This window comes from Dyadobacter sp. SG02 (assembly GCF_900109045.1).
Lineage (GTDB): Bacteria > Bacteroidota > Bacteroidia > Cytophagales > Spirosomataceae > Dyadobacter.
This window is the reverse complement of record NZ_FNYL01000004.1, coordinates 185,671-207,614: the sequence shown is the minus strand read 5'-3', so window position 1 is coordinate 207,614 and position 21,944 is coordinate 185,671. Positions and strand designations below refer to the sequence as shown.

At 45.0% G+C, this 21,944-nt stretch carries 24 protein-coding genes; 15 read left to right on the top strand and 9 right to left on the bottom strand.

Features of this window, described 5'->3' with window-relative positions:
- Positions 1-22 precede the first annotated feature (22 nt).
- Positions 23-1,735 (top strand): tetratricopeptide repeat protein, encoded by a 1,713-nt coding sequence (locus BMW93_RS10890; protein ID WP_090375313.1) that lies wholly within the window; start codon positions 23-25, stop codon positions 1,733-1,735.
- Here BMW93_RS10890 and BMW93_RS10885 read toward each other — a convergent pair whose 3' ends face one another.
- The 5 genes from BMW93_RS10885 to BMW93_RS10865 all read right to left on the bottom strand — a co-directional run bounded on the left by BMW93_RS10885 (position 1,736) and on the right by BMW93_RS10865 (position 6,390).
- Complete coding sequence (locus BMW93_RS10885) at positions 1,736-3,538, bottom strand: T9SS type A sorting domain-containing protein (RefSeq protein WP_090375311.1); 1,803 nt, start codon at positions 3,536-3,538, stop codon at positions 1,736-1,738.
- On the bottom strand, positions 3,535-4,335 hold the full coding sequence (locus tag BMW93_RS10880) for a hypothetical protein (RefSeq protein ID WP_090375310.1): 801 nt from the start codon (positions 4,333-4,335) through the stop codon (positions 3,535-3,537). The genes BMW93_RS10885 and BMW93_RS10880 overlap by 4 nt, the downstream gene beginning before the upstream one ends.
- 386 nt (positions 4,336-4,721) lie before the next feature.
- The gene (locus BMW93_RS36135) at positions 4,722-4,886 is read right to left on the bottom strand and encodes a hypothetical protein (protein WP_310590235.1); all 165 of its coding nucleotides are present in this window, start codon (positions 4,884-4,886) and stop codon (positions 4,722-4,724) included.
- A 6-nt stretch (positions 4,887-4,892) separates the two neighbouring features.
- On the bottom strand, positions 4,893-5,021 hold the full coding sequence (locus BMW93_RS36130; protein WP_310590234.1) for an SDR family NAD(P)-dependent oxidoreductase: 129 nt from the start codon (positions 5,019-5,021) through the stop codon (positions 4,893-4,895).
- An 844-nt stretch (positions 5,022-5,865) separates the two neighbouring features.
- Positions 5,866-6,390 carry a hypothetical protein gene (locus BMW93_RS10865; protein WP_090375306.1) on the bottom strand — a complete coding sequence of 175 codons (525 nt, stop codon included), beginning with the start codon at positions 6,388-6,390 and terminating at the stop codon, positions 5,866-5,868.
- Between the two features lie 288 nt (positions 6,391-6,678).
- Between BMW93_RS10865 and BMW93_RS10855 the strand changes: the two genes are divergently transcribed.
- The 7 genes from BMW93_RS10855 to BMW93_RS10830 all read left to right on the top strand — a co-directional run bounded on the left by BMW93_RS10855 (position 6,679) and on the right by BMW93_RS10830 (position 11,830).
- Entirely contained in the window at positions 6,679-7,374 is a 696-nt protein-coding gene (locus tag BMW93_RS10855) for a primase-helicase family protein (protein WP_143061635.1), read from the top strand.
- Positions 7,375-7,615: 241 nt separating this feature from the next.
- Complete coding sequence (locus tag BMW93_RS10850) at positions 7,616-8,428, top strand: toprim domain-containing protein (protein ID WP_090375299.1); 813 nt, start codon at positions 7,616-7,618, stop codon at positions 8,426-8,428.
- Positions 8,429-8,682: 254 nt separating this feature from the next.
- Positions 8,683-9,060, top strand: a complete 378-nt coding sequence (locus BMW93_RS10845) for a MobC family plasmid mobilization relaxosome protein (protein ID WP_177194064.1) — start codon at positions 8,683-8,685, stop codon at positions 9,058-9,060.
- Entirely contained in the window at positions 9,050-9,826 is a 777-nt protein-coding gene (locus BMW93_RS10840) for a relaxase/mobilization nuclease domain-containing protein (protein ID WP_090375295.1), read from the top strand. Before BMW93_RS10845 ends, BMW93_RS10840 begins: the two co-directional genes overlap by 11 nt.
- On the top strand, positions 9,823-9,981 hold the full coding sequence (locus BMW93_RS35410) for a hypothetical protein (RefSeq protein ID WP_177194063.1): 159 nt from the start codon (positions 9,823-9,825) through the stop codon (positions 9,979-9,981). The genes BMW93_RS10840 and BMW93_RS35410 overlap by 4 nt, the downstream gene beginning before the upstream one ends.
- Positions 9,978-10,583, top strand: a complete 606-nt coding sequence (locus BMW93_RS10835; protein WP_090375293.1) for a hypothetical protein — start codon at positions 9,978-9,980, stop codon at positions 10,581-10,583. The genes BMW93_RS35410 and BMW93_RS10835 overlap by 4 nt, the downstream gene beginning before the upstream one ends.
- A 50-nt stretch (positions 10,584-10,633) precedes the next feature.
- Complete coding sequence (locus BMW93_RS10830) at positions 10,634-11,830, top strand: IS256 family transposase (RefSeq protein ID WP_090375291.1); 1,197 nt, start codon at positions 10,634-10,636, stop codon at positions 11,828-11,830.
- A 793-nt stretch (positions 11,831-12,623) separates the two neighbouring features.
- Here BMW93_RS10830 and BMW93_RS10820 read toward each other — a convergent pair.
- Positions 12,624-12,986 carry a hypothetical protein gene (locus tag BMW93_RS10820; RefSeq protein WP_090375287.1) on the bottom strand — a complete coding sequence of 121 codons (363 nt, stop codon included), beginning with the start codon at positions 12,984-12,986 and terminating at the stop codon, positions 12,624-12,626.
- A gap of 148 nt (positions 12,987-13,134) precedes the next feature.
- Complete coding sequence (locus BMW93_RS10815) at positions 13,135-13,473, bottom strand: hypothetical protein (protein ID WP_090375285.1); 339 nt, start codon at positions 13,471-13,473, stop codon at positions 13,135-13,137.
- Between the two features lie 363 nt (positions 13,474-13,836).
- Here BMW93_RS10815 and BMW93_RS10810 point away from each other — a divergent pair, with 363 nt between their 5' ends.
- Complete coding sequence (locus tag BMW93_RS10810) at positions 13,837-14,748, top strand: formylglycine-generating enzyme family protein (RefSeq protein ID WP_090375284.1); 912 nt, start codon at positions 13,837-13,839, stop codon at positions 14,746-14,748.
- 1,021 nt (positions 14,749-15,769) lie between these two features.
- Here BMW93_RS10810 and BMW93_RS36245 read toward each other — a convergent pair.
- Both BMW93_RS36245 and BMW93_RS10795 read right to left on the bottom strand, forming a co-directional pair.
- A complete protein-coding gene (locus BMW93_RS36245; protein WP_090375280.1) occupies positions 15,770-15,991 on the bottom strand; it encodes a hypothetical protein in 222 nt (73 codons plus the stop codon).
- Between the two features lie 66 nt (positions 15,992-16,057).
- A complete protein-coding gene (locus tag BMW93_RS10795; RefSeq protein ID WP_090375278.1) occupies positions 16,058-16,789 on the bottom strand; it encodes a hypothetical protein in 732 nt (243 codons plus the stop codon).
- Positions 16,790-17,009: 220 nt separating this feature from the next.
- On the opposite strand from BMW93_RS10795, the gene BMW93_RS10790 reads away from it, so the two are divergent.
- The 6 genes from BMW93_RS10790 (at position 17,010) to BMW93_RS10760 (ending at position 21,940) form a co-directional block, all read left to right on the top strand.
- On the top strand, positions 17,010-17,846 hold the full coding sequence (locus BMW93_RS10790; protein WP_229240342.1) for an OB-fold nucleic acid binding domain-containing protein: 837 nt from the start codon (positions 17,010-17,012) through the stop codon (positions 17,844-17,846).
- Between the two features lie 13 nt (positions 17,847-17,859).
- Positions 17,860-18,336 (top strand): hypothetical protein, encoded by a 477-nt coding sequence (locus BMW93_RS10785; protein WP_090375276.1) that lies wholly within the window; start codon positions 17,860-17,862, stop codon positions 18,334-18,336.
- A 13-nt stretch (positions 18,337-18,349) separates the two neighbouring features.
- Entirely contained in the window at positions 18,350-18,967 is a 618-nt protein-coding gene (locus BMW93_RS10780; protein WP_090375274.1) for an SOS response-associated peptidase, read from the top strand.
- 335 nt (positions 18,968-19,302) lie between these two features.
- On the top strand, positions 19,303-19,626 hold the full coding sequence (locus tag BMW93_RS10770) for a hypothetical protein (RefSeq protein ID WP_090375270.1): 324 nt from the start codon (positions 19,303-19,305) through the stop codon (positions 19,624-19,626).
- Positions 19,626-20,690: a caspase family protein gene (locus tag BMW93_RS10765; protein ID WP_090375269.1), complete on the top strand. Its 1,065-nt coding sequence runs from the start codon at positions 19,626-19,628 to the stop codon at positions 20,688-20,690. Before BMW93_RS10770 ends, BMW93_RS10765 begins: the two co-directional genes overlap by 1 nt.
- Entirely contained in the window at positions 20,687-21,940 is a 1,254-nt protein-coding gene (locus BMW93_RS10760; RefSeq protein ID WP_090375267.1) for an ATP-binding cassette domain-containing protein, read from the top strand. The genes BMW93_RS10765 and BMW93_RS10760 overlap by 4 nt, the downstream gene beginning before the upstream one ends.
- Positions 21,941-21,944: the final 4 nt, after the last annotated feature.

Here is a 21,944-nt window from a genome sequence, read left to right as displayed (position 1 = left end):
TGCAAGCCAACGCTTCGCCACTATGAAACTGCTGCACAGCGCTTTTCTTGCAATATTCCTGGTAGCATTGTATGCGGGCAATGCTTTTGCGCAATGGGATCATTTGCTGCACAAAACTTATGCGCAGCGCTATCGCGATGTCGGTAAGATCTATCTTCGAATCATGCCCAACCGTGATTCAACGACTGCATTCGCTTCGATGGATTCCATCAGAAATTTTGCGATTGCGCACCATGATAAAGACCTGGAACTGGAATCGGACCTTTTGAAAGCGTTTTACCTGACCGTCTGGAACAAAACGCAGACCGAACGGATCGTCGCCGCGCTGCATGACCTTGCGGCAAGGGCTGCCGAGCAGGGGAATCTTCAGATCAGTGTGCGGTCGAATAAGGTACTTGCCGATTATTACTGGGACGATGAAAAGAATTATGAACTGGCATTTGAAACCTTTATCCGGGAAGAACATTTTTTGAACCAGGTGAGCTCTGACGTACTGCCTGACAAGGGTTATTGCCTCATCAATATGGCCAGTGCTTACCACCATTTTTCGGATTACAAAAAGGCGCTGTCACTCTACCGGGAGATCCTGACTTTGAAATACAACCCCGATCAATACGCCGGATACAATTCGGCACTTTGTGCGATTGGCAACATTTACCGGCAGCAAAGCAACCTGGATTCGTCGGACCATTACTTTCGAAGGATCATCCGAAAGGAATCTCCCGGCAACTTTGCGGTTTGGGAGGCTATCGCGAAGGGCGGATTGGGTGAAAATGCTTATTTAAGAGGCAATTACGCGGAGGCAGTTCCCCTTTTGCAGTATAATATTGATCATGCCGTGTCACAAAATGATTTCGGGCGGGCGGCGGAATTGCTGATTATCCGGGCCGATATCTGTTTGAAAAACAATGCTTTCGATCAGGCAGCACAACTGGCCGAAACTGCACGACGCTACCTGAATCTTTCTCCCGCAGATCGGTACAAACATTTTCCTGAACTCTACTCTGTCCTCGTAAAAGTATCAGCTTCGCGGGGCAAGGCGCGGCTCGCCGAGACATACCTGGATTCGGCCTTGATCGCAAAGGATAGCCTGACCCGCATGTACAATGCCCGGCTGATGCTGCGGGCGCAGCAGAAAATCGAGTTGCGGGAACTCCGTTCTAAAATGGAAAAGGCGGAGTCGGATCAGAAATTGAAATTGATCGAGCGCAATCTTTTATTAATGCTTGTCCTGCTGGTTGCCGCAGGGGCTGTTTACGTGTACCGCACTCAGCGCAAACGTCATCAACAGGCCCAGCAATTGAAAGAATTGCAAATCAGGCAGAAAGAGCAGGAACTCGAAAACGCGACCCTGCAACTGAATGAATTTGCCCGCAACATTTCCGAAAAAAGCAAGCAAATCGAGGCATTGGAAAGTAGACAGGGCCCCGATGCCGAGGCCCTGTCGCAATTGCGTCAAAGTACCATCCTGACACAGGATGATTGGGATTATTTCAAAAAACTCTTCGGCAAAGTGCATGGCGATTACCTCCGCCGGCTCCGCGAAAAATTCCCCGAGCTCACCCAGGCCGAAATACGCTTCATCGCGCTCACCAAGCTGGGATTGGGCTACCCGGAAATGTCGGCCACGCTCGGGATCAGCAGCCACGCCGTGCGCACGACCAAATACCGGCTGCTGAAAAAGATCGAAGTTCCCGACGACCGCAGCCTGGAAGAGGTCGTGATGGATATCTGATTATCTGTTGATCAAAACTTTCTGGGTTGTTTTACTACCATCAAACCAGTCAACCTCCACGACGTGTATACCTGGCGTGAGTTGGTTTACCCGGATCCCGTGACCATCTATCTTGCCAAAATCGAGAACCGCTTTTCCTTTCAAATCAAGTATGCGTACGTGCGAAACATGGCCTGGGTCATTGATAAATAATTGATCATTAGCGGGATTTGGATAAACAATCCTGCGGTCAAAGTCTTTAAAATTAAGACTCCTGATCCTGCTGTATGCAAATGTGGCGTCTGTACCGATCGCTGAGCGATCTACCATGCGCAGACGGTAGAGATTCTCCGCTGAAAAAATCGGATTTAGATCTGCAAATTGATAATCAACCAACTCCTTGCTCTCACCATGAGACCTTACCGACCCGATCTGCAGCCAATCCTTACCATTGACACTCCGTTCTATTTCGAAGCGGTCGCTGTTCGTTTCAGACGAAGTTGACCAGCTGAGCAGGGCTGTGCTTCCCTCCCGGGCGGCGTCGAAACGTGTCAGCGTGACGGGAAGCGGGCTACCTGGATTGGTCACTACAAAAGGTGAAAAACTGGTAATGCTAGCGCGTCTTTTGTAATAGGGGTCAGCCCCGAATGCCTGACTGGCGGCTGTCGGATCCCAGCCCGTGCTTTTATAATGCGAAATAAAGCAAAGGTTGCGGTCAAATGAGGACAGTTCATCGGTAGCATTCCAGTATAACTGGAGTATCGCACTTGACCCGCCAGGCACATCTTCACTGATATACCAGGTTTTATTTACCACCATGCTGCTCACCGGGCTACCCTGGGGATTGTTATCCAGATAGGATGAAAAAGCGCCTTCGCCGACACGCACAGTAAAATTGTCCGCGCTGCCCTGATTAGCGAATACCACCGGCGTATAGCTGGTTTCGGTACCCACCGGAAAGGTGAATTCGTCGAAACCGACATTGTTTTTTTTGAGTCCGCCGGTGCCGTTTGTAATGAAGTACGTCCCCGCGCCGGCACCACTCATTGTGATACCATCGGCCAGGGTTAAATTGCTATTTCCCAGGGCTATTTTAGCAGTACCTGAAAAATTCAGATAAGCGCTGACAGTGGCATTGCCAGTTAATATCTTATTGGCGCCGCCAATGGAAAGGACATAATATTCTCCGCCGGGAATGGTTTGCTGGTCGGTTCCCGAAAAATATGCAAATGCGCCGCCAGCACCCGCATTGAAAAGTCCGCTATTCGTTACGTTCCCTTTTATTTCGATCGAAGCAAATTCAGCCAGGGTCAAGCTTGCACCGATGCCTATCAAAATGTCATGAGCAGTGGCATCGGGAGAGTTGATGACGGGTTGATTCGGGGAATTTTCAGGAATACTGACATCCGTAGTTGAGCCGGGAACCACACCATCGGACCAGTTTGCCGGAAGGTTCCAGTCTGTGCTGATCCCTCCGAGCCAGGTTCCCGGACCTGCCACGATCTTGTAGTTAAAAGGCACCAAATATTTGCACTCCGTATGATTTATTGTCATCTGCAGGAATAACGCATTATCGCCGATGGGCAAAGTTGGGTCGGGCTGAAAAACGTCACCTCCATAGGTGCCGGCTGACTGGGTTAATTCCGCATTTCGAAAGACACCTAAAACCTCCAGTCCGGTCCCAACTCCCGATTCCGTGATCGTCAGCCCGGATTGGTCGGAGATGACCGCCGAACCTGTATGCGTTGCCCCATCGGACAGTTTTTGGAGAAATTGCGGAGCAGCCGCGTCCAGTGTTTTATATTTTAGAATTCCCCTGTTCATAAAAAACCCTCCTGCAATGTCAGGGTCTCTGTAATGACAGTAAGTCCGGCATTTTCGAACCCCTGAGTCGTGTTTCCTTCAACCTCGAGAGAACCCTGAATTGTAAAAGAAGCACAGGCCAGGTTCTCCGTCTTAACATCAAAGGTCTTTACATCACCCTCGCAAGTAATCTTTCCCGCATTGGTAAAGTTACCGGCGATTATGATGCCCGCAGAAACGCCTTTAATCTGAATTTCACTTCCGGACTCATTTTTAACTGTCCCGTCGGGAAAGACAAACATTCCAATACTGTTATCAGCATAGACAAGCCCACCCGGGAAATTGTTTAAATCACCGGAAAAAACCATAATTCCAATATTTATAGCGCCGCGAGCGGCCAATGTTCCGTAGTTATCAACAACACCATTGCGGATCTCCACCGCGGATGCGTATGGTTCATCCCCAGGCCAGTCATTTGTCGCCACTATTATTCCGTAGTTGGTTAATTTTCCATAGACTGACAGCGAATGATAGGGGGAGGCGGACGACACCACATAGGCATTAGCTTCCACAGTTAAAGAAGCTCCTGAGTCAATCGTAATTTTCAAGAATTCAACGTCCGGACCAGCCGGAATAATGGGACTATTAATGGTGCCAGCAGGAATAGTAATGGAATCAGTAGAAGTTGGTACACCCCAGGGCGCCCAGTTGTCATCTGTTGTCCAATTAGTGTCTGAGGCTCCTGTCCAGGTTTTCTGAGCAAAGAGTGTAGAACTTGCAGCACATGTGAAAAATAGAAGAAGTAGAAGTTTTTGCATTGGGCCAGGATTAGTTAAAGTGAGATGGAACGGACTTGCTGAGAATGAGCAAATAAAGTCATCCGTACCAATGGGACGTCTAAAAAGGGTGTCACAAAAACGTCACAATTATTCGCAGGGGCTAAAATCAAGGCCTTGGGAGGAATGGGCTCTCTCCTTCATCTTTGAATTCCCCCGATAATTGAGAAATTCATATGAACATACTTCTCCTTTCTTTTCATGCAAATCCATTTTAAACATTGCAAACGTCGAAAGGAAAACGTGTTGACTCAAAAGTACATTCAGTCAACCCCGCGGTCGATGCACGTCAGGCATCAAATGTCGGAGATCCGCTGACACAATCCCGAGCTGAGTTTTGGCAGCACCTTGGTTGGGCGACAGACAGATCAGACTTCCATTTGTAAAATCGACCAGCTTCCGGCCGTACTTGATGTGGTTCCGCCATATCCGGCATTGTTCAACAAAACGTCAATCTGCCTGAACCTGGCAATGCCTTCGTTCACTGCATGATCAATGGAGAAAGAATCGAGCACGTCCAGGTTGGTAACCAATATATTTTACAATTCTCCGAACTCAGCTTCGTTTTCCGGATTCCGCATGGTTGCAATGACGTTCCAGCCTTTGGCGTGAAATAATTTGGCAGTTTCTTTACCGATACTTGCCCCTGTAATTAAAATGGTTTTCATGATCTCTGATTGTTAAAGTGATGTGTCAAAGGTCGGCGTGAAAACGAGGCTGGTATGAATACGAATTCAGGGTTGTTGTATACTTTTACGGTTTGTTGATGGCGTTATATCGTTTGTCTATATTTGAAATTACAAGCGATCTACCGCGAGTGACGATAATGACAAATAAAAGCAGAAAATCGGAACGAAGACCTCCATCGACTAACGGCAACAGAATCGTGAATTTTCTGTTTTTTGTCTCCTTACTGTTAATGATCTGGGGGATTAGTATGTATAGGCAGACAATTATCGACGCAAAGTACCTACTCGGAGCATGCATTTTTGGCATAGTAGCGGCGAACTTGTTACTACCTCTTTTTGTGGCCACTACTTATTCGCGAACATTAGCTGTTCTTACCAGATCAATTATTGGTGCTGGATTTTTCTATTTCGCGCTACTTTTTTTGAATCAACAATTTCGCAGTAAGATCATTCTTGCGGAAGAATTCGAGATTGTGGAAAGAGGATCGTTGGCAAGGGGAAAGAGCGCAAGGTGTTCTCAGCCTTACGTGATGGTCGATTTTCATGGCGAGATGAAACAGTTAATCTTTTACTGCGATAAAGAAGACACAATAAAGCGTTCCCGGAAAATGATCCTCAATTATTCGAAGGGGGCATTTGGTTTTGCCGTCGTGGAGTCATCCCGGTTTGTCGGGTAATTTTATCTTTTACGATTGATAATTGTAATTCGTCTCGCCTCATCCTTTTCTGTGAACAGCCTCGCGTTCCTGTCATGGGAGAGTTCTAGCGAATGTTATCATTCATAAGTTGAGTTGGTGGGATATGTCAAGTCGTCAATCTGCCATCAGTTTGCCTTATCAATGGTAATTTCAGAGTTTAACTGACTGTTGTCGATCATTGCTTCCCATTTGGCTTGTCTTACCTTATTTCGGCCATGATCAGTGTCATCATAATAGCCTCTCAGACACTGCTTGCAAAACTTAACATACACAGCAAAAATCTCATCAACCTTTTTCTGCCTAGGTCTGATCTTTGCCTCGGAGACTTCCCATACCAGTTTTTTAGCAATGAGTTCAGCGAGGTTAAAAGCATACTGGAGATGCCTGAGGGTAGACGAATCCCGTGTTCCCGCCTTAACCCAAGAGGAGTTTCTATTTACTACGGCGTGAGCTTCATATATCCCGGATCGGGCGTAGCCCATTTTATAACTCGTTCCCACCTGGCGCATTTGCAATGAAATCGATACGAACGCGTCTACGGAATCACTTTCAGTGGTGAAAACCACCTTGAAGTCATCCCATTTTAAGACAGGCTGCTGTTCATAGGAAAATGAGTTCTCCGACTGTGCGACAGTGCTGATGGAAGACAAAAGGACGAATAGTAAGGGTAGAATTTTCAACACAAATAGGGCTCTCGTTTACTTCTTGAAATCAACTTTAGTTTTGACACGGGTAATTTACCATGTTTTTGGTATTGTATTACGAATTGATGTACATTACCCGGAGCTCATTAAAACCGGCGAAGATGTGGCTATCACTTATTGAAGGAAGCGAAGCATTACAAGTGATTTGCCGCGATAGTATCCCACCACTTGAAGATGTCACTCTGCGTGAAATCAAAATTATACCTGGTGAAGATATGATTATCACGATAAAAGTTGATATCACTACACTGTCCAGGGAGTTGCCTAAGAAGAGAAGACTCAGAAAAGATCAAGAACCTGAGCACTGCCCGAAATTCCAAGATTGAAGCCAAAGGAAAGGACCGGAAGGAAACCGAGTTCTTCGGTAAGTTTGTACTCTGCTCCAACAACGAGGAAAACTTCATTGTCATTGACCCTGCTGAAACCCGGTATTGGATACGGAAGGTACCGGTGTTGTCATCGGAAAACATTCATCTTCTGGATTTGATGGCCAGCGAGCTTCCTGCGTTTCTGAATTACCTGCTCTGCCGGAACCTGTCAGTCCCGATAGCGCAAACCAGGATGTGGTTTTCGGAAAGGCAGATTCGCACCGAAGCACTCATGCGCGTCATCCGAAACAACCGCAACCGGTTGGAAACGGAGATGCTCTTTATCCTTCGTGAGATCTTTGAGAATACGGGCAACAGTAAGCTCGAATTCACCAATAGGGACATGCTCGAACTGTTGAAGCGGAACATGCCAAGGCTGACGCGTCAGCAGGTTTCCAATGTGCTGCAAGCTGAATGGGGGTTAAAGCCGGTTGCCAACAGCCTGAACTACCAGACCTATTTATACAACACCTGCAATGACCTTACCGCAGTGCATTCAACCGGCAGGTATTACAGTATTTCAATGGACTGGATCAGCCAAAAGTTTGATGAGGGGCTCTAAATCCTCGCCTAACCAACTAATTATCAGTCGATAACATGCTCATCAAAGTATCTTATTTTACGATGAGGTTTGATGAGCACGATGAGAAAACTCATCATTGTAAATATGCTTGATGAGGCTTTGATGAGCCCTTAACTTATATCATTATCAATTATTTAAGTGTAATTCTCATCATCTCATCGTAAAAACAGCTGTTACCAGTCTGCTTAAAACCAGTGTTTGCTTATCAAAAAACAAAAACATGAATATCAAGCAGTTAAATCAGCTCCCGATCAAAGAGTTCCTGGACAAAATCGGCATTGCCGCCAGCTATCAGAAAGGGGAAAGCTATTGGTACATTTCGCCCATCAGGGGCCGTGAACAATCGCCGTCTTTTAAAGTAAATACGGCCCTGAACCGCTGGTATGACTACGGTCTTATGCAGGGAGGGAAATTATTTGACCTGGCCCAAAGGCTCGACCCAAACCTGGACGTCAGCAGGCTTATTGAAAAGATCAACGGCCTTTTTTTCTTTGAACAGCAAAACCCAGGTGCCCGGATTTTTAGCCTACCTATACAGCCAAGCGTTACCATTGAAAGCGGCAAACCGCCTGCTGTCATCATCAATGAGATTAAGCCATTAGGGAACAATCCGGCAATTTCAAGCTACCTTCAAAACCGAGGAATTGCTGTCGATCTAGCCCGGCGTTACTGCAAGGAAGTTTACTATCAGATAGGCGATAAAAACTATTTCGCGGCCGGCTTTGCAAACCGCTCCGGCGGCTATGAGCTCAGAAGCCGCTACTTCAAGGGCTCATCCAGCCCCAAGGATATCACCCACATTGAAAATGGGGGCAAGTCGATTTGTGTGCTGGAAGGCTTCATGGATTTTCTTTCCCTATTGACCTTGCAGAAAAACACGCGCCCGGTCCACAGTGATTTCTTGGTACTGAACTCGGTAAGTCTTGCTGATAGAAGCCTGGATATTTTGGCAGGCTACCGGAATGTTTTCCTGTATCTGGACCAAGATGATGCCGGAAAAAGGGTCGAAGAAAGTACCAACTGGCCGGGCTGAAAACGGTCAATTCGTCCGGGATCTACCAAGGCTACAAGGACCTCAATGAATATCTGATCAATCGGAAACCGGTTCAAAAGGAAGTGAAACAGCGGCAGGATTATAAGAAGTCGCAGGGACTGGGCATGTAAGTGTCTTCAGGGAGCAAGTTTGTGTTTTCGCTTCGCAAAAACTCGTTCCGGCCACGCGTGACTGAAACTTGCCTTTTTCTCCCGGTGGTCGCAAAAGGTTTAAAACAGATAATGGAATGTGAGATGGAAAAGACAGAAACCAAAGACCAAAAGCCCTACAACCCGAAAGTTGGCAGGCCACCTAAGAAGGTAAAACGGCAGAGCCAACTCATGGTCAGGCTGACAGAAAACGAGCGTTTTCTGATTGAAGAAAAAGCCAGGGGTGCAGGGATGAAACCAAGCGCATGGTTTAGGCAAGCTGCTAAGAAAGCGAAAGTATTGGCCAGGTTCACGCCTGGTGACCTCACGTTTCTACGGATGCTTTCGGGCATGGCCAATAACCTGAACCAGCTCACGCGCGCTGCGCACAGGGAGGGACTGGTGACTGTACAGAAAAGGTGTAGAGAGCTTTTATCAGACATTGATGACATCCTTAAAAAGCTAAGAAACGATGATCGGTAAAGTAGGAATTGGCAGTAGCTTTTCCGGCGTTCTCCGGTACGTGTTACAACGACCAGAAGCCAGCATTCTTTATGCCGAGGGTGTCAGGGAAATAAGCATCCAGTCAGCGGCCGATGATTTTAATATGCAGCGCAAAATGAACCCGGAGCTCGGTAAACCGGTGGGCCATATCGTGCTGAGCTGGAGCGCGAATGACAAAGCAAAACTGTCTCCCGAGAAAATGGTAGCATGTGCCAAAGAGTACCTGCACAAGATGAAAATCAGTGACACCCAGTATCTGATCACCGAGCACCGGGATAAAAGCCATCCACATGTGCATATCATTTACAACCGGGTCAACAACCAGGGCAAGACAATTTCAGACCGTTTTCAAAAAAAGCAGAACTGTAAAGTCTGCAAGGACATCACTCAGAAGTATGGCTATCACTTGGGCAAAGGCAAGAGCCTGGTCAACCGTCAGCAGTTGACCGGAGCGGACAAGATCAAATACGAGCTCTATGATGCCATTACACCCGCCAGCAGGACTGCTCAAAGTTGGGCTGAGCTTGAAGCAACGCTTAAAAAGCAAGGCATCTGGACTATTTTCAAATACAAATCAGGTACCAACCAGGTGCAGGGGGTCAGTTTTATTAAGGACGGTATCACCTTGAAAGGATCGAAAATAGACCGTAGCCTGAGCTTTGCCAGGATCAGGAAAAGATCAACCAAAACCGGCAGCAACAGCTTCAAGCTCATTCATACCACCGGACAGTGCATGAGCCAATGAAAAACAATTTGCAAGTGCCTGCAATCAGGGCAAAACAGCAGTGCCAGGAAAACGATTTGCTTGCCGAACTGTTCAAGCCGGTGCATGACTATGAAGCCGTCCCCTATCAACTCAGAAAGAAAAAACGCAAACAAGATCAATCACTTCACCTATGAAAAAGATAGAAGAGCAGCTTGAATCGATCGAAGAGCTTCTTTCGGTCATGATCAGGGAAAATGCATCCATAGTGGAGCTGATCCAAAAATCAGCGGAATCACAAAGCAACATTCTGGCAAATGCGGTGTCGGAGGTCAAAGGCGCATTGAAACAATACTCGTCAGGCCAGCTATTGGAATCCCGGCTTTCAATAATCCAAAAACGGATTGAAGGTATTCCGGCAACATTACAAGTCAAAAACCATCATTACTTCGACCTTCGCTCGAAAGGTTTTATTATTTCAGCCGCATTGCTTCTGATCGTTACGGCTTTAAGCGTCGCGGTGGCGATCAGCAGTTACCGGGAAACTAGCCGATTGCGCGAAAGCGATTTGAAATTCCGGATCGCCAGGCAGCTCAGTCCGGTTCTAACAGCGAGGGTTGATAGTATTTATTACAAAGACCCCGACCAGGCGGAATTGGAAACACAAAGGCTTGAAGCGCGTAAGTTGTCGATCAAGGAGGCAGAGGTGCTTTTAAAACAGAAGCAAAAGGAGATTGATCAAGCGGAAAAGACTCTTAAAATGCTCACAAAGACACTATCTCAAAAACTGTGTAAGTAAAGAATCGGGGTTTATGATCCCGATTTTTTACTTTTAACAAAGCACAGTTTATGAGACCAGAAGACTTATTGACCGATGATTTTTTAAAACAGTTCAAAAGCCGCGAGGCGCTTAACGGCTTTCTTGGGCAGTTGCAAAAGCGTGGCATCGAAAAAATGCTTGAAGGCGAGCTGGATGGGCATTTGGGCTACGACAAGCACGAGCCGTCAGTCAACAGTAATTCGCGTAACGGATACGGCAAGAAGAAGATTAGGACTAGCTATGGTGAATCAGAGATTAGTGTGCCGCGCGACCGCGATGCAAGCTTTAATCCAATGATCGTCCCAAAGCGGGAAAACATGGTCGATGGCATTGAAGAGGTGATTGTCTCATTGTATGCCAAAGGAATGAGTTTTTCTGACATCGAAGAGCAGATCAAGGACGTTTATAATTTTGACGTTTCTGCCTCTACGATCAGCCGCATAACCTCCCGGATAGCCGAAGATATCATCAGTTGGCAAAACCGACCTCTGGAACCGGTCTATCTCATTGTTTGGATGGACGGAATCGTTTTCAAAGTGCGCGAAAACAGCAAGGTCATTAACAAAACAATATACATCGCCGTCGGACTTAAACGTGATGGCTACAAAGAAGTTCTGGGTATGTGGCTGGGCAAAAATGAATCTGCCGCCTACTGGATGAGCGTACTGACGGATATGAAAGCCCGTGGATTACAGGATATTCTGATCACAGCCACCGACAATCTAAACGGCTTTACCCAAACGATCCGGTCAGTATTTCCGGAATCTGCTACCCAGATCTGCGTCGTTCATCAAATCCGCAACAGTTGCCGCTACGTGGTCTGGAAGGACAAAAAGGAGTTTAGCCGCGATATGAAAGACATCTATGCAGCTCCTACCAGGCAAGCTGCCCTGGCGGCGCTGGAAGCCCTTGAATCAAAATGGAATAGCAAATACTCTTACGCCATCAAAAGCTGGCGACAGAATTGGGATGAGCTGACCGTATTTTTTGATTTTCCATTGGAGATCAGACAGATCATTTACACCACGAATTTGATAGAAAACCTGAATGGAAAGATCAGAAAATACACCAAAAATAAACTCTCCTTCCCCAATGATGATGCGGTACTGAAGTCTGTTTATCTGGCGCTCAGAGAGGCCTCTAAAAAGTGGACCATGCCCATTCGGAATTGGGGCATGATCCTAAATCAGTTTTTAACTATTTTTGAAGACAGGGTCAGGCTTTAAGCTCTGCCCAGCCCCGATTGGAAGTTTACACAGTTAATGCGATAGTCCCCTCACAAAGGAATAATAATATCTGATGCTGAGCAGGGATAATTCCTGCCTTGACGGCATCAGCTCTCAAATTGGCTGGATTTTTTGCGACAGATTCGAAAAGCTTTTTGAGTCTTTCTTCAGATGTTGTAGTGCCCGGATTCACATGCCCGGCAATGTTTCTAAAAATGTGTTTAATACTGATGTGTGCCGGTCTCCGATTGTCTAAGGGCAAAAGCGATGGCACCGTCCACCCGGCTGCGCCCCGGTAAATTTCGACTTTTCATAGTGGCAAATTACAAGTTTGGTCTGTTTTTGCCACCGAAAATCTCTAATTTTCAGCTGTCTCGTTTGCCTGATAGAGGTCATTCGTTGATACCCCATGGCACAGCCCTCCCCTTTAACGCGTTCTGATAGTCGGGGTTACCGGCATGCACCCCACGATATAAATATTGCCTTTAAGGAATTTTAGAGCCTACTATGAAATGTGGTGTAGAGATAAAGAAACTCGATTTGTAACCTTTATCACTCATTAATTATCAGGCTATTTAGTGTCTAGAAACGTTTTCCAAATTGTCATTTCTGTTCCTTAAGTGATTTAAAATTACTTTTAAGATTTTTGCAGATATATCCAACTACGTTTTCCCTTCGCGTTGTTAGGACAATATCTCGATTCTCGATCAAGTCATTTAAACTTTCTTCAATTACTCTCCATAATTGAGTGTTCTCGAATTCTGTGTAAGAATGGTTTGATTTCATCGTGATTTCAACGTTTGTTTTTGTTCTTAGCACCATCTGGCCAAATTTGTTTACCCTCAAAGTCTACCTCATTCACTTTTTTTCTTGTCTTCGGATCTGTTACATCCCAATGATCTTCGTGTAATTTGTCTAATTTCCATTCATTACCCTCACTATCTCTCCATCCTTGACCATTTCTTAGCCTGGTTAAATTGCCGGGTGGCGTCTTGCTAGCAGATACAATTCCATCTTTTGGTCCCCTAATCACTTCCGTATCCACCCCCATTCTTTCAAGCAGTTGAGCGAAGCCTTCCACTAAACGTTTTGGTCGCAAATAACTCCAGAAAAAGGCAGCAGGGTTTTGCACGTAGAAGATATAATGCAGTCTCATGTTCGAGCGTTTCCTGAGATAGGACCTCAGATCGTGCTGCCAAAGAACGTGACAGTCATGATCCATCGAGTGAAATAGGTATTAGGGCAGGGGATTAAACGAAGCAATTCAAAACCCCGACCGATTTGGAATTAATGGCATCCCAGTACTATTCCTTAGCCAGCGATCGAAAACTGTTTTTATCAATCAACGCTGCGACAAATGAGAGAAGAAATACAATGTGTACAACTAGGCTTGGCATAGAAGAGCCAGCATTACTATTTGTTTCAAACAAACTCAACGTAAGAATTTCGTCACTGGCGGCATATGCAATGACATTTAAGATTATCAACCCTGATAAAAAACTAATTACCGATCTAAATAATGTATTAATGCCAATAAATCTATCCGTCAACAGCCACCCAATTCCGCCAGCTAGCGCATATAGAAGGATAGCATAAACCGCAAATCCGACCATCTCGCCTCTCTCTTGAAAGAGGGCAATCATTAATGTGAGCGATGTAAACACCGAATAAAAAATTGCAGTAAACCTCATAACTCATGTAATATGACGGTATGAAAACCTTGGAAGGGTCAGCTATAGTCCTCTTGGTGTAATATAGAAAAAATTTCGAAAGACTGACAAGTTCAAACTTATGCTGAGTCAGTATCATAAAACTTTCCATCCACACGACTCGTGGTAGCGCATACCTGAGACAGAGGCCAACCGTCTCAACAGTGAGCGTTTTGTGAGATTGCATCTTTAAGAATTTATGGTGAAATTTTGACTCGAATGGCTACATCCAGCTAATGAACGAAACCCTTTGGTCGGACTTACCGCTTATCCCATTCGTGCTAACTCCTACGCCTGATGAGAACCATCCTGAACCATTTCTTCCTCTTGATTGGAGTAGCTCCTGCAAGCCTGGTTTCGGCTCAAAACAACCCTTTACCGGCGCAAACGCAGACGATCCCGCTGGGAAACAACCAGCATATTGAGTTGATCTACATTCAGCCAGGACAATTTCGGATGGGTTCTCCCGCTTCAGACTCGTTGGCGGACGAGGTCGAAAAACCACAAAAGGATAGAAAAATTGAGCGGGGATTCTACCTGGGGCGAACCACGGTCACCTTTGGCCAATTTCAGGAATTCATCCTGGACTCGGAGGAGTATCGGACCGATGCGGAAAAAGAAGTAAGGCCGGCTTGGCGTGGAGGGCATGGTTACAATAGTGAAAAGCAAAAATTCGAAGGGCTGTTTCCTCAGTATACGTGGCGTAACTCCGGTTGGCCTCAGTCTAACGATCATCCCGTCGGCAATGTCAGTTGGAATGATGCGATGCATTTTTGCCAATGGTTGAGCAAGAAAACCGGGAAACGCTTTCGATTACCCGCGGAAGCCGAATGGGAATATGCTTGCCGAGCGGGCACAACGACCATTTTCTTTACCGGCAATGAGGCGGTGAGCCTGCGAGGGTATGCCAATGTTCCCGACGAAGCGCTGCGCTTGAACTTACGCCAGGCGGAGAATATGTTTCCGTTTAACGATGAGTACCCATTCACCGCCCCTGTGGGCCGATTTAAAGCAAATCCCTGGGGGTTGCAGGATATGCTGGGTAATATATTTCAATGGTGTGCCGATGAATTGACTGATGGGAAGCGAGTCCTTCGGGGAGGGTCTTACAATCTGTCGATTCAAACGACTCGCTGCGCGTACCGGGGTTTTTCTCGACCGGAGGGGCGATACAGTTACACCGGCTTTCGGGTTGTTCTGGAGCCCTAATAGAAAATGTCAGCTCAGGAGGCCAGAATTTGCCACCCATCGTGGTAATCTCTTTTTTTGCGTTGCTCCCACACTGCCTCATGAAACGCCCGTTTCTGCATGCAGGTTGACGACTCAAAGAGTGGGCAAAATCTGAAAGAAGCGATCTCAAATTGTCGTATCACTAATCAAAGTCTCATTATCAGGGATCACCAGCCTCTAAATTGAAATCGCTTGCAATAAAATGGATGCTCATCAATGACTTTGTTCGGCGAATTGCAGGTCCGTTCCTAACGTAAAAACTATTGCAACTTTTATTGCAACAAAAACAAAAAAGACTTAACAAAATTTGCTAAGTCTTTGATTTTCAAGTGGTCACGTAGGGATTCGAACCTAATATATAACACACTAATATTCAATACCTTATATAACACCCAAAAGCTGTGCTCTCGATATGCTCACTCGATTTCTTATACCGTCACATTCCGTGTTAAAAATAAATTATAAATTGTTAATAAACAACCAGTTACATAAAAATAATTTACGAAGGATTCAGGGTTCGAGTCTCTCGGACGTTTATGTTTTAGTAGTCTCCAACATCATAACTATTTGATTATCAATAACACTTTATGGTTCAAAATGAAGAAAAAAGGATTTTATAGATCCGTTCTAAGGGTTGATTTAACTGATCAATTTAGTACCAAATTTCACACCGTTTTCTCACATACCTTATGACCTTGGGTTGGAAAAAGTTATCGTATAGCCATTATTCTCCGTTCTTAGCATTCGTCCCTCAGACATATATTCTGCTCTATTTCTTTCAATCGCTTTGAATGTGCTCCAACGCGCAAAGTACCCGGCACCCGCAATAACGAGCCTGTGAAATGCTATAACAAAACCACCATTTCTGTTAAGCTTTCTAACAATATTGCCAACTTCCAGCTTTTGGGATTCTGTTAGACGCAATTCGGCGGTCATATCTAAATCAATCTGAATGGTTCACAAATAATGCTTAGGCAGCATATGATCACTGAGGCTTCTATCAATTATCGGAAGCACACTTACCTGGCGAGAAAGAAGTTATGCCATGAGACCTTGCTTCACATTCATTAGAGTAAGTTTTCTCATTACAACCACAGACCGGGGCATAATTCGCATAACATCCCGACGAGTCTCTGGGATGTTCCTGGCATGAAGAAAGGGGAGTTTTAGAGTCTTTGCAGCCGAGTAGCAATAGAATTGATATCCATCCATTTTTTTTCATGTTACAAGGCCCTTTATATTAAACTCTAACAACTGTCGGACAGGCCAACCTGTGTCGACGAGTCCTTCAGTTGTCCTGATAATGATAAATATATTCGACGCTCGTTCCCTCATTGAGCTTTTCGGGTAGGCCGGCGCTGCTGTAAGTGAACGTCCTTTCCCAGTGTACTTGCCCGCCTGAGTCCAGCGAGCGCAATACGTTATTGGGGCATGTGAATGGATCCGGGACGCCTAAGGAACCGAGGCCGCGCAACGGGTTGGGGTGGTTATCGTATTCAAAGCGGGTCAGGCCCACTGTGTCCGTTTCTGAATTGCGCCTTTCGATGATGTTGCCGTTGCTGTCGAATTTCAGGTAAATGTGCCCGGCCGGATGACCCGATTCACGGTTGATCTGCACGGTCGCTTTTTGGCCGTCATAGGAATAAATCGCGGTCATGTATTTGCTGGTTACTTTGCTGATGCGGCCCTGCTTGTCGCGCTCAAAGGAGTAGTTATTGTAATCGAACGGCAGGTTCGGATCGCACATCGCGCCGCTCCAGGACGACACAAGGCCCCGGTCACCTTTCCTGATAAAATCAATTTGACCATCATCATAGCCAAATTCGGCTATCGAGTAGGGAGACTCGCAACTATTATAAGCCATCAAACGCGACACCTTCCCGTTGCCATACTCCAGTTTCTGGTGAAGCAACCCATTGCTCGTTATTTCAAACAATGCGCCAGCCGGAATCTCGGGGTCGACCTTTTTCTCGCAAGAAACAAAAAGGATCAAGAAGAGAATAGAAATGATGAGTTTCATCGTCGGGACGGTGTAATTTTAGACTCGAATTAACACAAGACAAATTTGCAACGCGGTTGGTTGCAGGCATATGAGGTAAATTAGGCTACCATTATCGGTTTCGCATTTCTGATCTAAAAATTTCTATAAGTTATCTATACTAAATAGAAAGTTGGATAATGAAATTTTGTTGACTAGTTGCTATGTTAATATTCAAGATGAATTTTTATAGGTGCCAACTTTGGGCTCCTTCAATCGATTCATTCAAAAGAACGTCGGCCACAATAGCAACACTGTGTCTGGCGCGGGTAAGAGCCGCAGCGCGCCTTACACGGGCATTCACCTGATGCGGGATGCCGGCGTCTCGCAAGGAGCGCTCGAAAGACTGGCTGATGCAGACGCTTTCCGCTCGATGGGGATGGACCGACGCCAGGCGATGTGGGAGGCCTCTGCTCTCTCCGACCGGCCGACGGGTGCTTTTAAAGGCCATAAGTCAGCCAGCGAATTCGAAGCACCCGTCGAGCTGCCTAAACTCTCGCTTTCCGAGCATGTCGTCCAGGATTATATATCTACCTCGCTTTCCTTAAAAGCGCATCCGGTTTCTTTTGTCCGGGATCAGCTCACGGCAAAACGAGCCATCCGCACGGCCGATCTTTCAAAGCTACGCGACAAGCAGTTTGTCCGGGTCGCGGGCCTGGTGCTCGTCCGCCAGCGGCCAGGTACTGCCGGGGGCGTGTGCTTTATCACCATCGAAGACGAATCCGGCGTGGCCAACCTGGTCGTCTTTCAAAGCCTTTTTGAAAAGTATCGCAAAGAGATCCTGCGCTCCCGGCTTTTGATGGTGGAAGGAAAATTGCAAATCGAAGGCGAAGTAATCCACGTGGTTGTTCGTCGCTGCTATGATGCCTCGCCGCTGCTGCGTAAACTCAACCAGACCGAAGAAGATCCGGATGTGCTCACGCTTTCGCGCGCCGATGAAAAAGATGAATATATCTCCCAGGCTGTTAATCGAAAAACCCAGGTCAGAAAGAAGGCAGTGCAATTGGAAATCTTTCCTTCCGGCCGTAACTTCCGTTAACCCGTATCTCCGCATGGTAGCAGCCTACAACCCATTTGAAATCCTGAACCTGCCCATGATCCGCCGCATCACCCAGCACGGCAATCACTTTATCGTGCTGCAACGCTTCAATTGGCCAGGGATCAAGGAGGGCTTAGGCTTTATGGCCACACCCTACAAGGATGAGAAGTCCGGTAAGGCGCATGCGGCCCAGCTTGCTGCAAACGAAGGTAAGCTATTGAATCTCTCCGCTGATATTGAAAAGATCACCGCCCTGATCAACGACCCGAAATACAGCCTTTTCCTTTGCACCTTCCGGGAAGAATCCTGGAACAAAAAAATGATCAAATTATATCAGCGGAATATGATATCTTACATCAAATCACATATGCCGACTGCTTCCAATGACGCAATCGTCATTCAGATCGATTTGAAATTCGGCCGGCTCAAAGCGACGGTCACAGCCAACGGGCCTGAGCATGAATTTGACCTGTATGAGATGATAAAATAAGCACCCCTTTTATATGATTTCCTACCCGCCCCGGCGTCAGCTTTGTTACGATATATCCCTTCACAGCGATACAGAGCTGACCAAAGAGGTTTTTCCCAAAATCAAAGACAAACGGATCATACAGGATTCGCCGGTGTATGACCACATCAGCCCCTTTACTTTTCCAGAATACCCGGTGATCACTCGCCAGGGCACCGAACTCGTCCTCTCAGAAATGGAATGGTCGCTGGATCCTGTCTACGAGAAAAATCCTGTCGAGCGCCGGAAGCGCCGCACCAATATGGCTGATATCCAGTCCGAGCGCGTGCTGGGCGACACACGCTCTTACGCGCATCGAATCCGGCAGAACCGCTGTCTTATTCCAGTAACAGGCACTTATGAGCATCGCGCGATCCAGGGCTGGGCTAGGAACGTAGCCTACTACATCTGGCCAAAAGAACGCGAGATACAGTTCCTGCCTGGGCTTTTCCAGGTAATAGAATCAATCGGAACAGCTGGTGAAAAAAGACAAAGTTCCAGCTTTGGGATGCTGACCCGGACGGCTAATGAGCTGATGGCTAACATTCATAATGACGGCGAGTTTCGACACCGGATGCCATTGTTTCTAACCCCTGAGCTCGACGAATTTTAGATGTCTGAGCATTTTACGGATGCGGACATGAAGGCCGTGTTTGAGTACATGCTGCCTTCCGAAGCGCTGGACTACCGGACCGTTTTTAGCATTAGGGGAACGAAACCGCGGCCGGATGGAAAGCCTAAGTTTGAGTTTTGGCGGTATGAGAATTTGCCGCCGCTAGGAAAAGACGAGCCAGGTCAGATACAACTCGACATTAAATTTTGAATGAATACAGCCATAAGCAACGGGCACTAACCACGATAGAACTCAAAACCGATACAGAAAAGATTAGAATCGAAGCAATATAGTCTTCTAGAGCTGAAGAAACCAATAACAAAAAAACATACAATATGACAAACGAGCTACAACTTACCATACCTGATCTGAAAGGAAGCGAAGCAAATCAAGAAATCGAACACCTGAAAGAATATCTTAAAATAAACTATGACATTGATTCAAAAATAATAAAAGAGAATCCAAATACAATGGATCTTGGAACCGTATTACAAATTGGACTGGTGATGGCCCCAACAATTGCAATAGGTCTTGCCAACTACATAGGGAGATTACAAGGAAAATCAATTGTTGCAAGTAATGGTATAACCCAAAAAAAAATAGAAGGAAAAAACCTAAGCAGTAAAGATATCGAAAAAATCCTAAATGAATTGAAGTAGTGAGTTGGCATAATGAAAAAACGGGTTTAATTATAATCGGAAGCGAAACATACCCGCTATACACCAACATGGACGGGGGCATAGAGTTCACAAATGCAAAAGAATCAATCAAAACCTATTTTACAAATCAGTCAAATGGGTCATTGCCAAATTTGGCAATCTTGGATCTCTTTAATGAAAATATAAATGAAGATCAAACAGATATAAAAATTAGAGAATTCTTAAAAAAGAACGAAGATATAAAAACCCTGTTTGTCTACTACGTGGGTCACGGGCAATACTCCAAAAATGAAAATTGTCTCGTCCTAACCATAAAAACGACAAGAGAAGAAAACCTAACCGTATCAAGCATAAGATTGTCAAGCTTCGGATCAACTTTAAAAGCATTAAGCAGCAATCGTAACTTAATACTAATTTTCGATTGCTGCTATTCCGGAGCAGCAATAACTTCGTTGATGTCACCAATTGATAACACTTTACAAAATGAGTTTGAGCAAAACTATCCCCAAAAAGGCATTTCCTTAATTGCATCATCATCTAAAGATTTCCCATCCTTTAAACTGGAAGAAAAAAGCACCACGTTATTCACGGAAGGATTAGTAACAGCGTTAAACCAAGGAGACGTAACAATCTCTAAGCCAGTATTAAGTCTAAGAGAAATTAAAACAATTACCGATAGTAAAATACGACAACTAAGACCTGACAACAGCGTATATCCAATAATAATCTCCCCAAGACAGAACGAAGGAGACATTGCAGACATACCACTTTTTCTAAACTATGCTTTCAGGGATCGGAGTGCAGATATCAATATACAAGCAGATCGAATTATAAACGCCATGACCAACGTAGACTTTAATAGTGTGGCCACCATGTACTTAGACTACGTTAAAAACTTTGATAAGCGAGACGATTACTTAATTGAGGCCGTTCTTCTAGCAACATCGTGTAAAGACTTATACGAAGAAAAAGAAAAAAATCCAACCACATATAAAGAAACCAGAAAGATAGTATATACGGAAATACTAACTTCAATTCGAGAAATTAAACGACAAGCGGTGTGAAAAGCGAACAACTAATCTCAGACCTGAAATCATTGCAGGATAAAATAAAGTTATCCCCTGTCGTTGGAATTCAAGAACTATATAATATAACTGAGAAGCATAACTTCGATGATGAAATAAAAAACAAAATTATCCTACTTGGAACCGACCTGAATGACCTTCTATTGGAGTCAAAAACATTAGCTGAGTTTAATTACATAAGTAATGAGTTGGTGTTAAAAATTCAGAATGCGATTGATGAATTAATATATGAAATATTGAATTTTAAAACATTCAAAGAAATAGATAATGAAGCATTGAGGTCATACTTCATAAAATCAAAAAACCGAAATGTCGTGTTCGAATGCAGTAATCTTACAAAAAAATACAAAGATTTCGCACTTAGAAATATCGAATTCAAAATGCATTTCGGCGAAATACATGGACTAATTGGAAGAAATGCAAATGGGAAAACCACACTTCTAAAACTGATTTCAGGCATGCTTTATCCAACGGAAGGCTTCATTTCGTATCCTGAAATATCGCCAAATAACCTTGACTGGTCAAAGATAAAAGACCAAATTGCCTTCGTAAAACAAGATCATGAAGAAAATGACTGGAACGGCTCATTAGATGATATGTTACATTTTGCTGCGTCTCGAAAAGGTATTTATGGAGAAGCAAATTTAGCGCGAGTGTCGTACATCATAAGCAGGTTCGGTCTAGAGAAATATAAACAGAAGCGATGGCGTGAACTTTCCACCGGATATAAACTGCGGTTCGCGATTGCACGAGAATTGGTGTGGAAACCTAAAATACTCATATTGGACGAACCACTCGCAAACCTGGATCTTATTTCCCAGCAACAGTTACTATTAGATCTACGTAGCCTAGCGGACTCCATATCAGATCCAATGTGCATCATTCTGAGTTCGCAAAATGTTGAAGAACTCGAACGCATTTCTGACAAAATAATTTATTTGAAAGACGGCGAAATGGCATATTACGGTGACAAAATAAATATCGGCACTCCTGGAGTTAACACATTCACTATCGAAACTATTTGTTCAAAATGGGAAGTCATTTCAGCACTAGCAGAATTAGAACAAAACATTATTGAGGTAAATATGTCAAAAATCAGCGGAACACAAATATTAACACATAATAATATTACAAGTGAGAGACTATTAACGGTTTTAATTAAGAATAATATTGAATTAAGTTATTTTAAAAATATCACAAATTCCTCTAAGTTATTATTTGTTGACTAAAAAT

Coding starts and splice junctions, on each gene's coding strand:
- BMW93_RS10890 (WP_090375313.1), top strand. CDS start 23: ATGAAACTGCTGCACAGCGCTTTTCTTGCAATATTCCTGGTAGCATTG.
- BMW93_RS10885 (WP_090375311.1), bottom strand. CDS start 3,538: ATGAACAGGGGAATTCTAAAATATAAAACACTGGACGCGGCTGCTCCG.
- BMW93_RS10880 (WP_090375310.1), bottom strand. CDS start 4,335: ATGCAAAAACTTCTACTTCTTCTATTTTTCACATGTGCTGCAAGTTCT.
- BMW93_RS36130 (WP_310590234.1), bottom strand. CDS start 5,021: ATGAAAACCATTTTAATTACAGGGGCAAGTATCGGTAAAGAAACTGCC.
- BMW93_RS10850 (WP_090375299.1), top strand. CDS start 7,616: ATGAATATCAAGCAGTTAAATCAGCTCCCGATCAAAGAGTTCCTGGAC.
- BMW93_RS10845 (WP_177194064.1), top strand. CDS start 8,683: ATGGAAAAGACAGAAACCAAAGACCAAAAGCCCTACAACCCGAAAGTT.
- BMW93_RS10840 (WP_090375295.1), top strand. CDS start 9,050: ATGATCGGTAAAGTAGGAATTGGCAGTAGCTTTTCCGGCGTTCTCCGG.
- BMW93_RS35410 (WP_177194063.1), top strand. CDS start 9,823: ATGAAAAACAATTTGCAAGTGCCTGCAATCAGGGCAAAACAGCAGTGC.
- BMW93_RS10835 (WP_090375293.1), top strand. CDS start 9,978: ATGAAAAAGATAGAAGAGCAGCTTGAATCGATCGAAGAGCTTCTTTCG.
- BMW93_RS10830 (WP_090375291.1), top strand. CDS start 10,634: ATGAGACCAGAAGACTTATTGACCGATGATTTTTTAAAACAGTTCAAA.
- BMW93_RS10820 (WP_090375287.1), bottom strand. CDS start 12,986: ATGAGACTGCATTATATCTTCTACGTGCAAAACCCTGCTGCCTTTTTC.
- BMW93_RS10815 (WP_090375285.1), bottom strand. CDS start 13,473: ATGATTGCCCTCTTTCAAGAGAGAGGCGAGATGGTCGGATTTGCGGTT.
- BMW93_RS10810 (WP_090375284.1), top strand. CDS start 13,837: ATGAGAACCATCCTGAACCATTTCTTCCTCTTGATTGGAGTAGCTCCT.
- BMW93_RS36245 (WP_090375280.1), bottom strand. CDS start 15,991: ATGAAAAAAAATGGATGGATATCAATTCTATTGCTACTCGGCTGCAAA.
- BMW93_RS10795 (WP_090375278.1), bottom strand. CDS start 16,789: ATGAAACTCATCATTTCTATTCTCTTCTTGATCCTTTTTGTTTCTTGC.
- BMW93_RS10785 (WP_090375276.1), top strand. CDS start 17,860: ATGGTAGCAGCCTACAACCCATTTGAAATCCTGAACCTGCCCATGATC.
- BMW93_RS10780 (WP_090375274.1), top strand. CDS start 18,350: ATGATTTCCTACCCGCCCCGGCGTCAGCTTTGTTACGATATATCCCTT.
- BMW93_RS10770 (WP_090375270.1), top strand. CDS start 19,303: ATGACAAACGAGCTACAACTTACCATACCTGATCTGAAAGGAAGCGAA.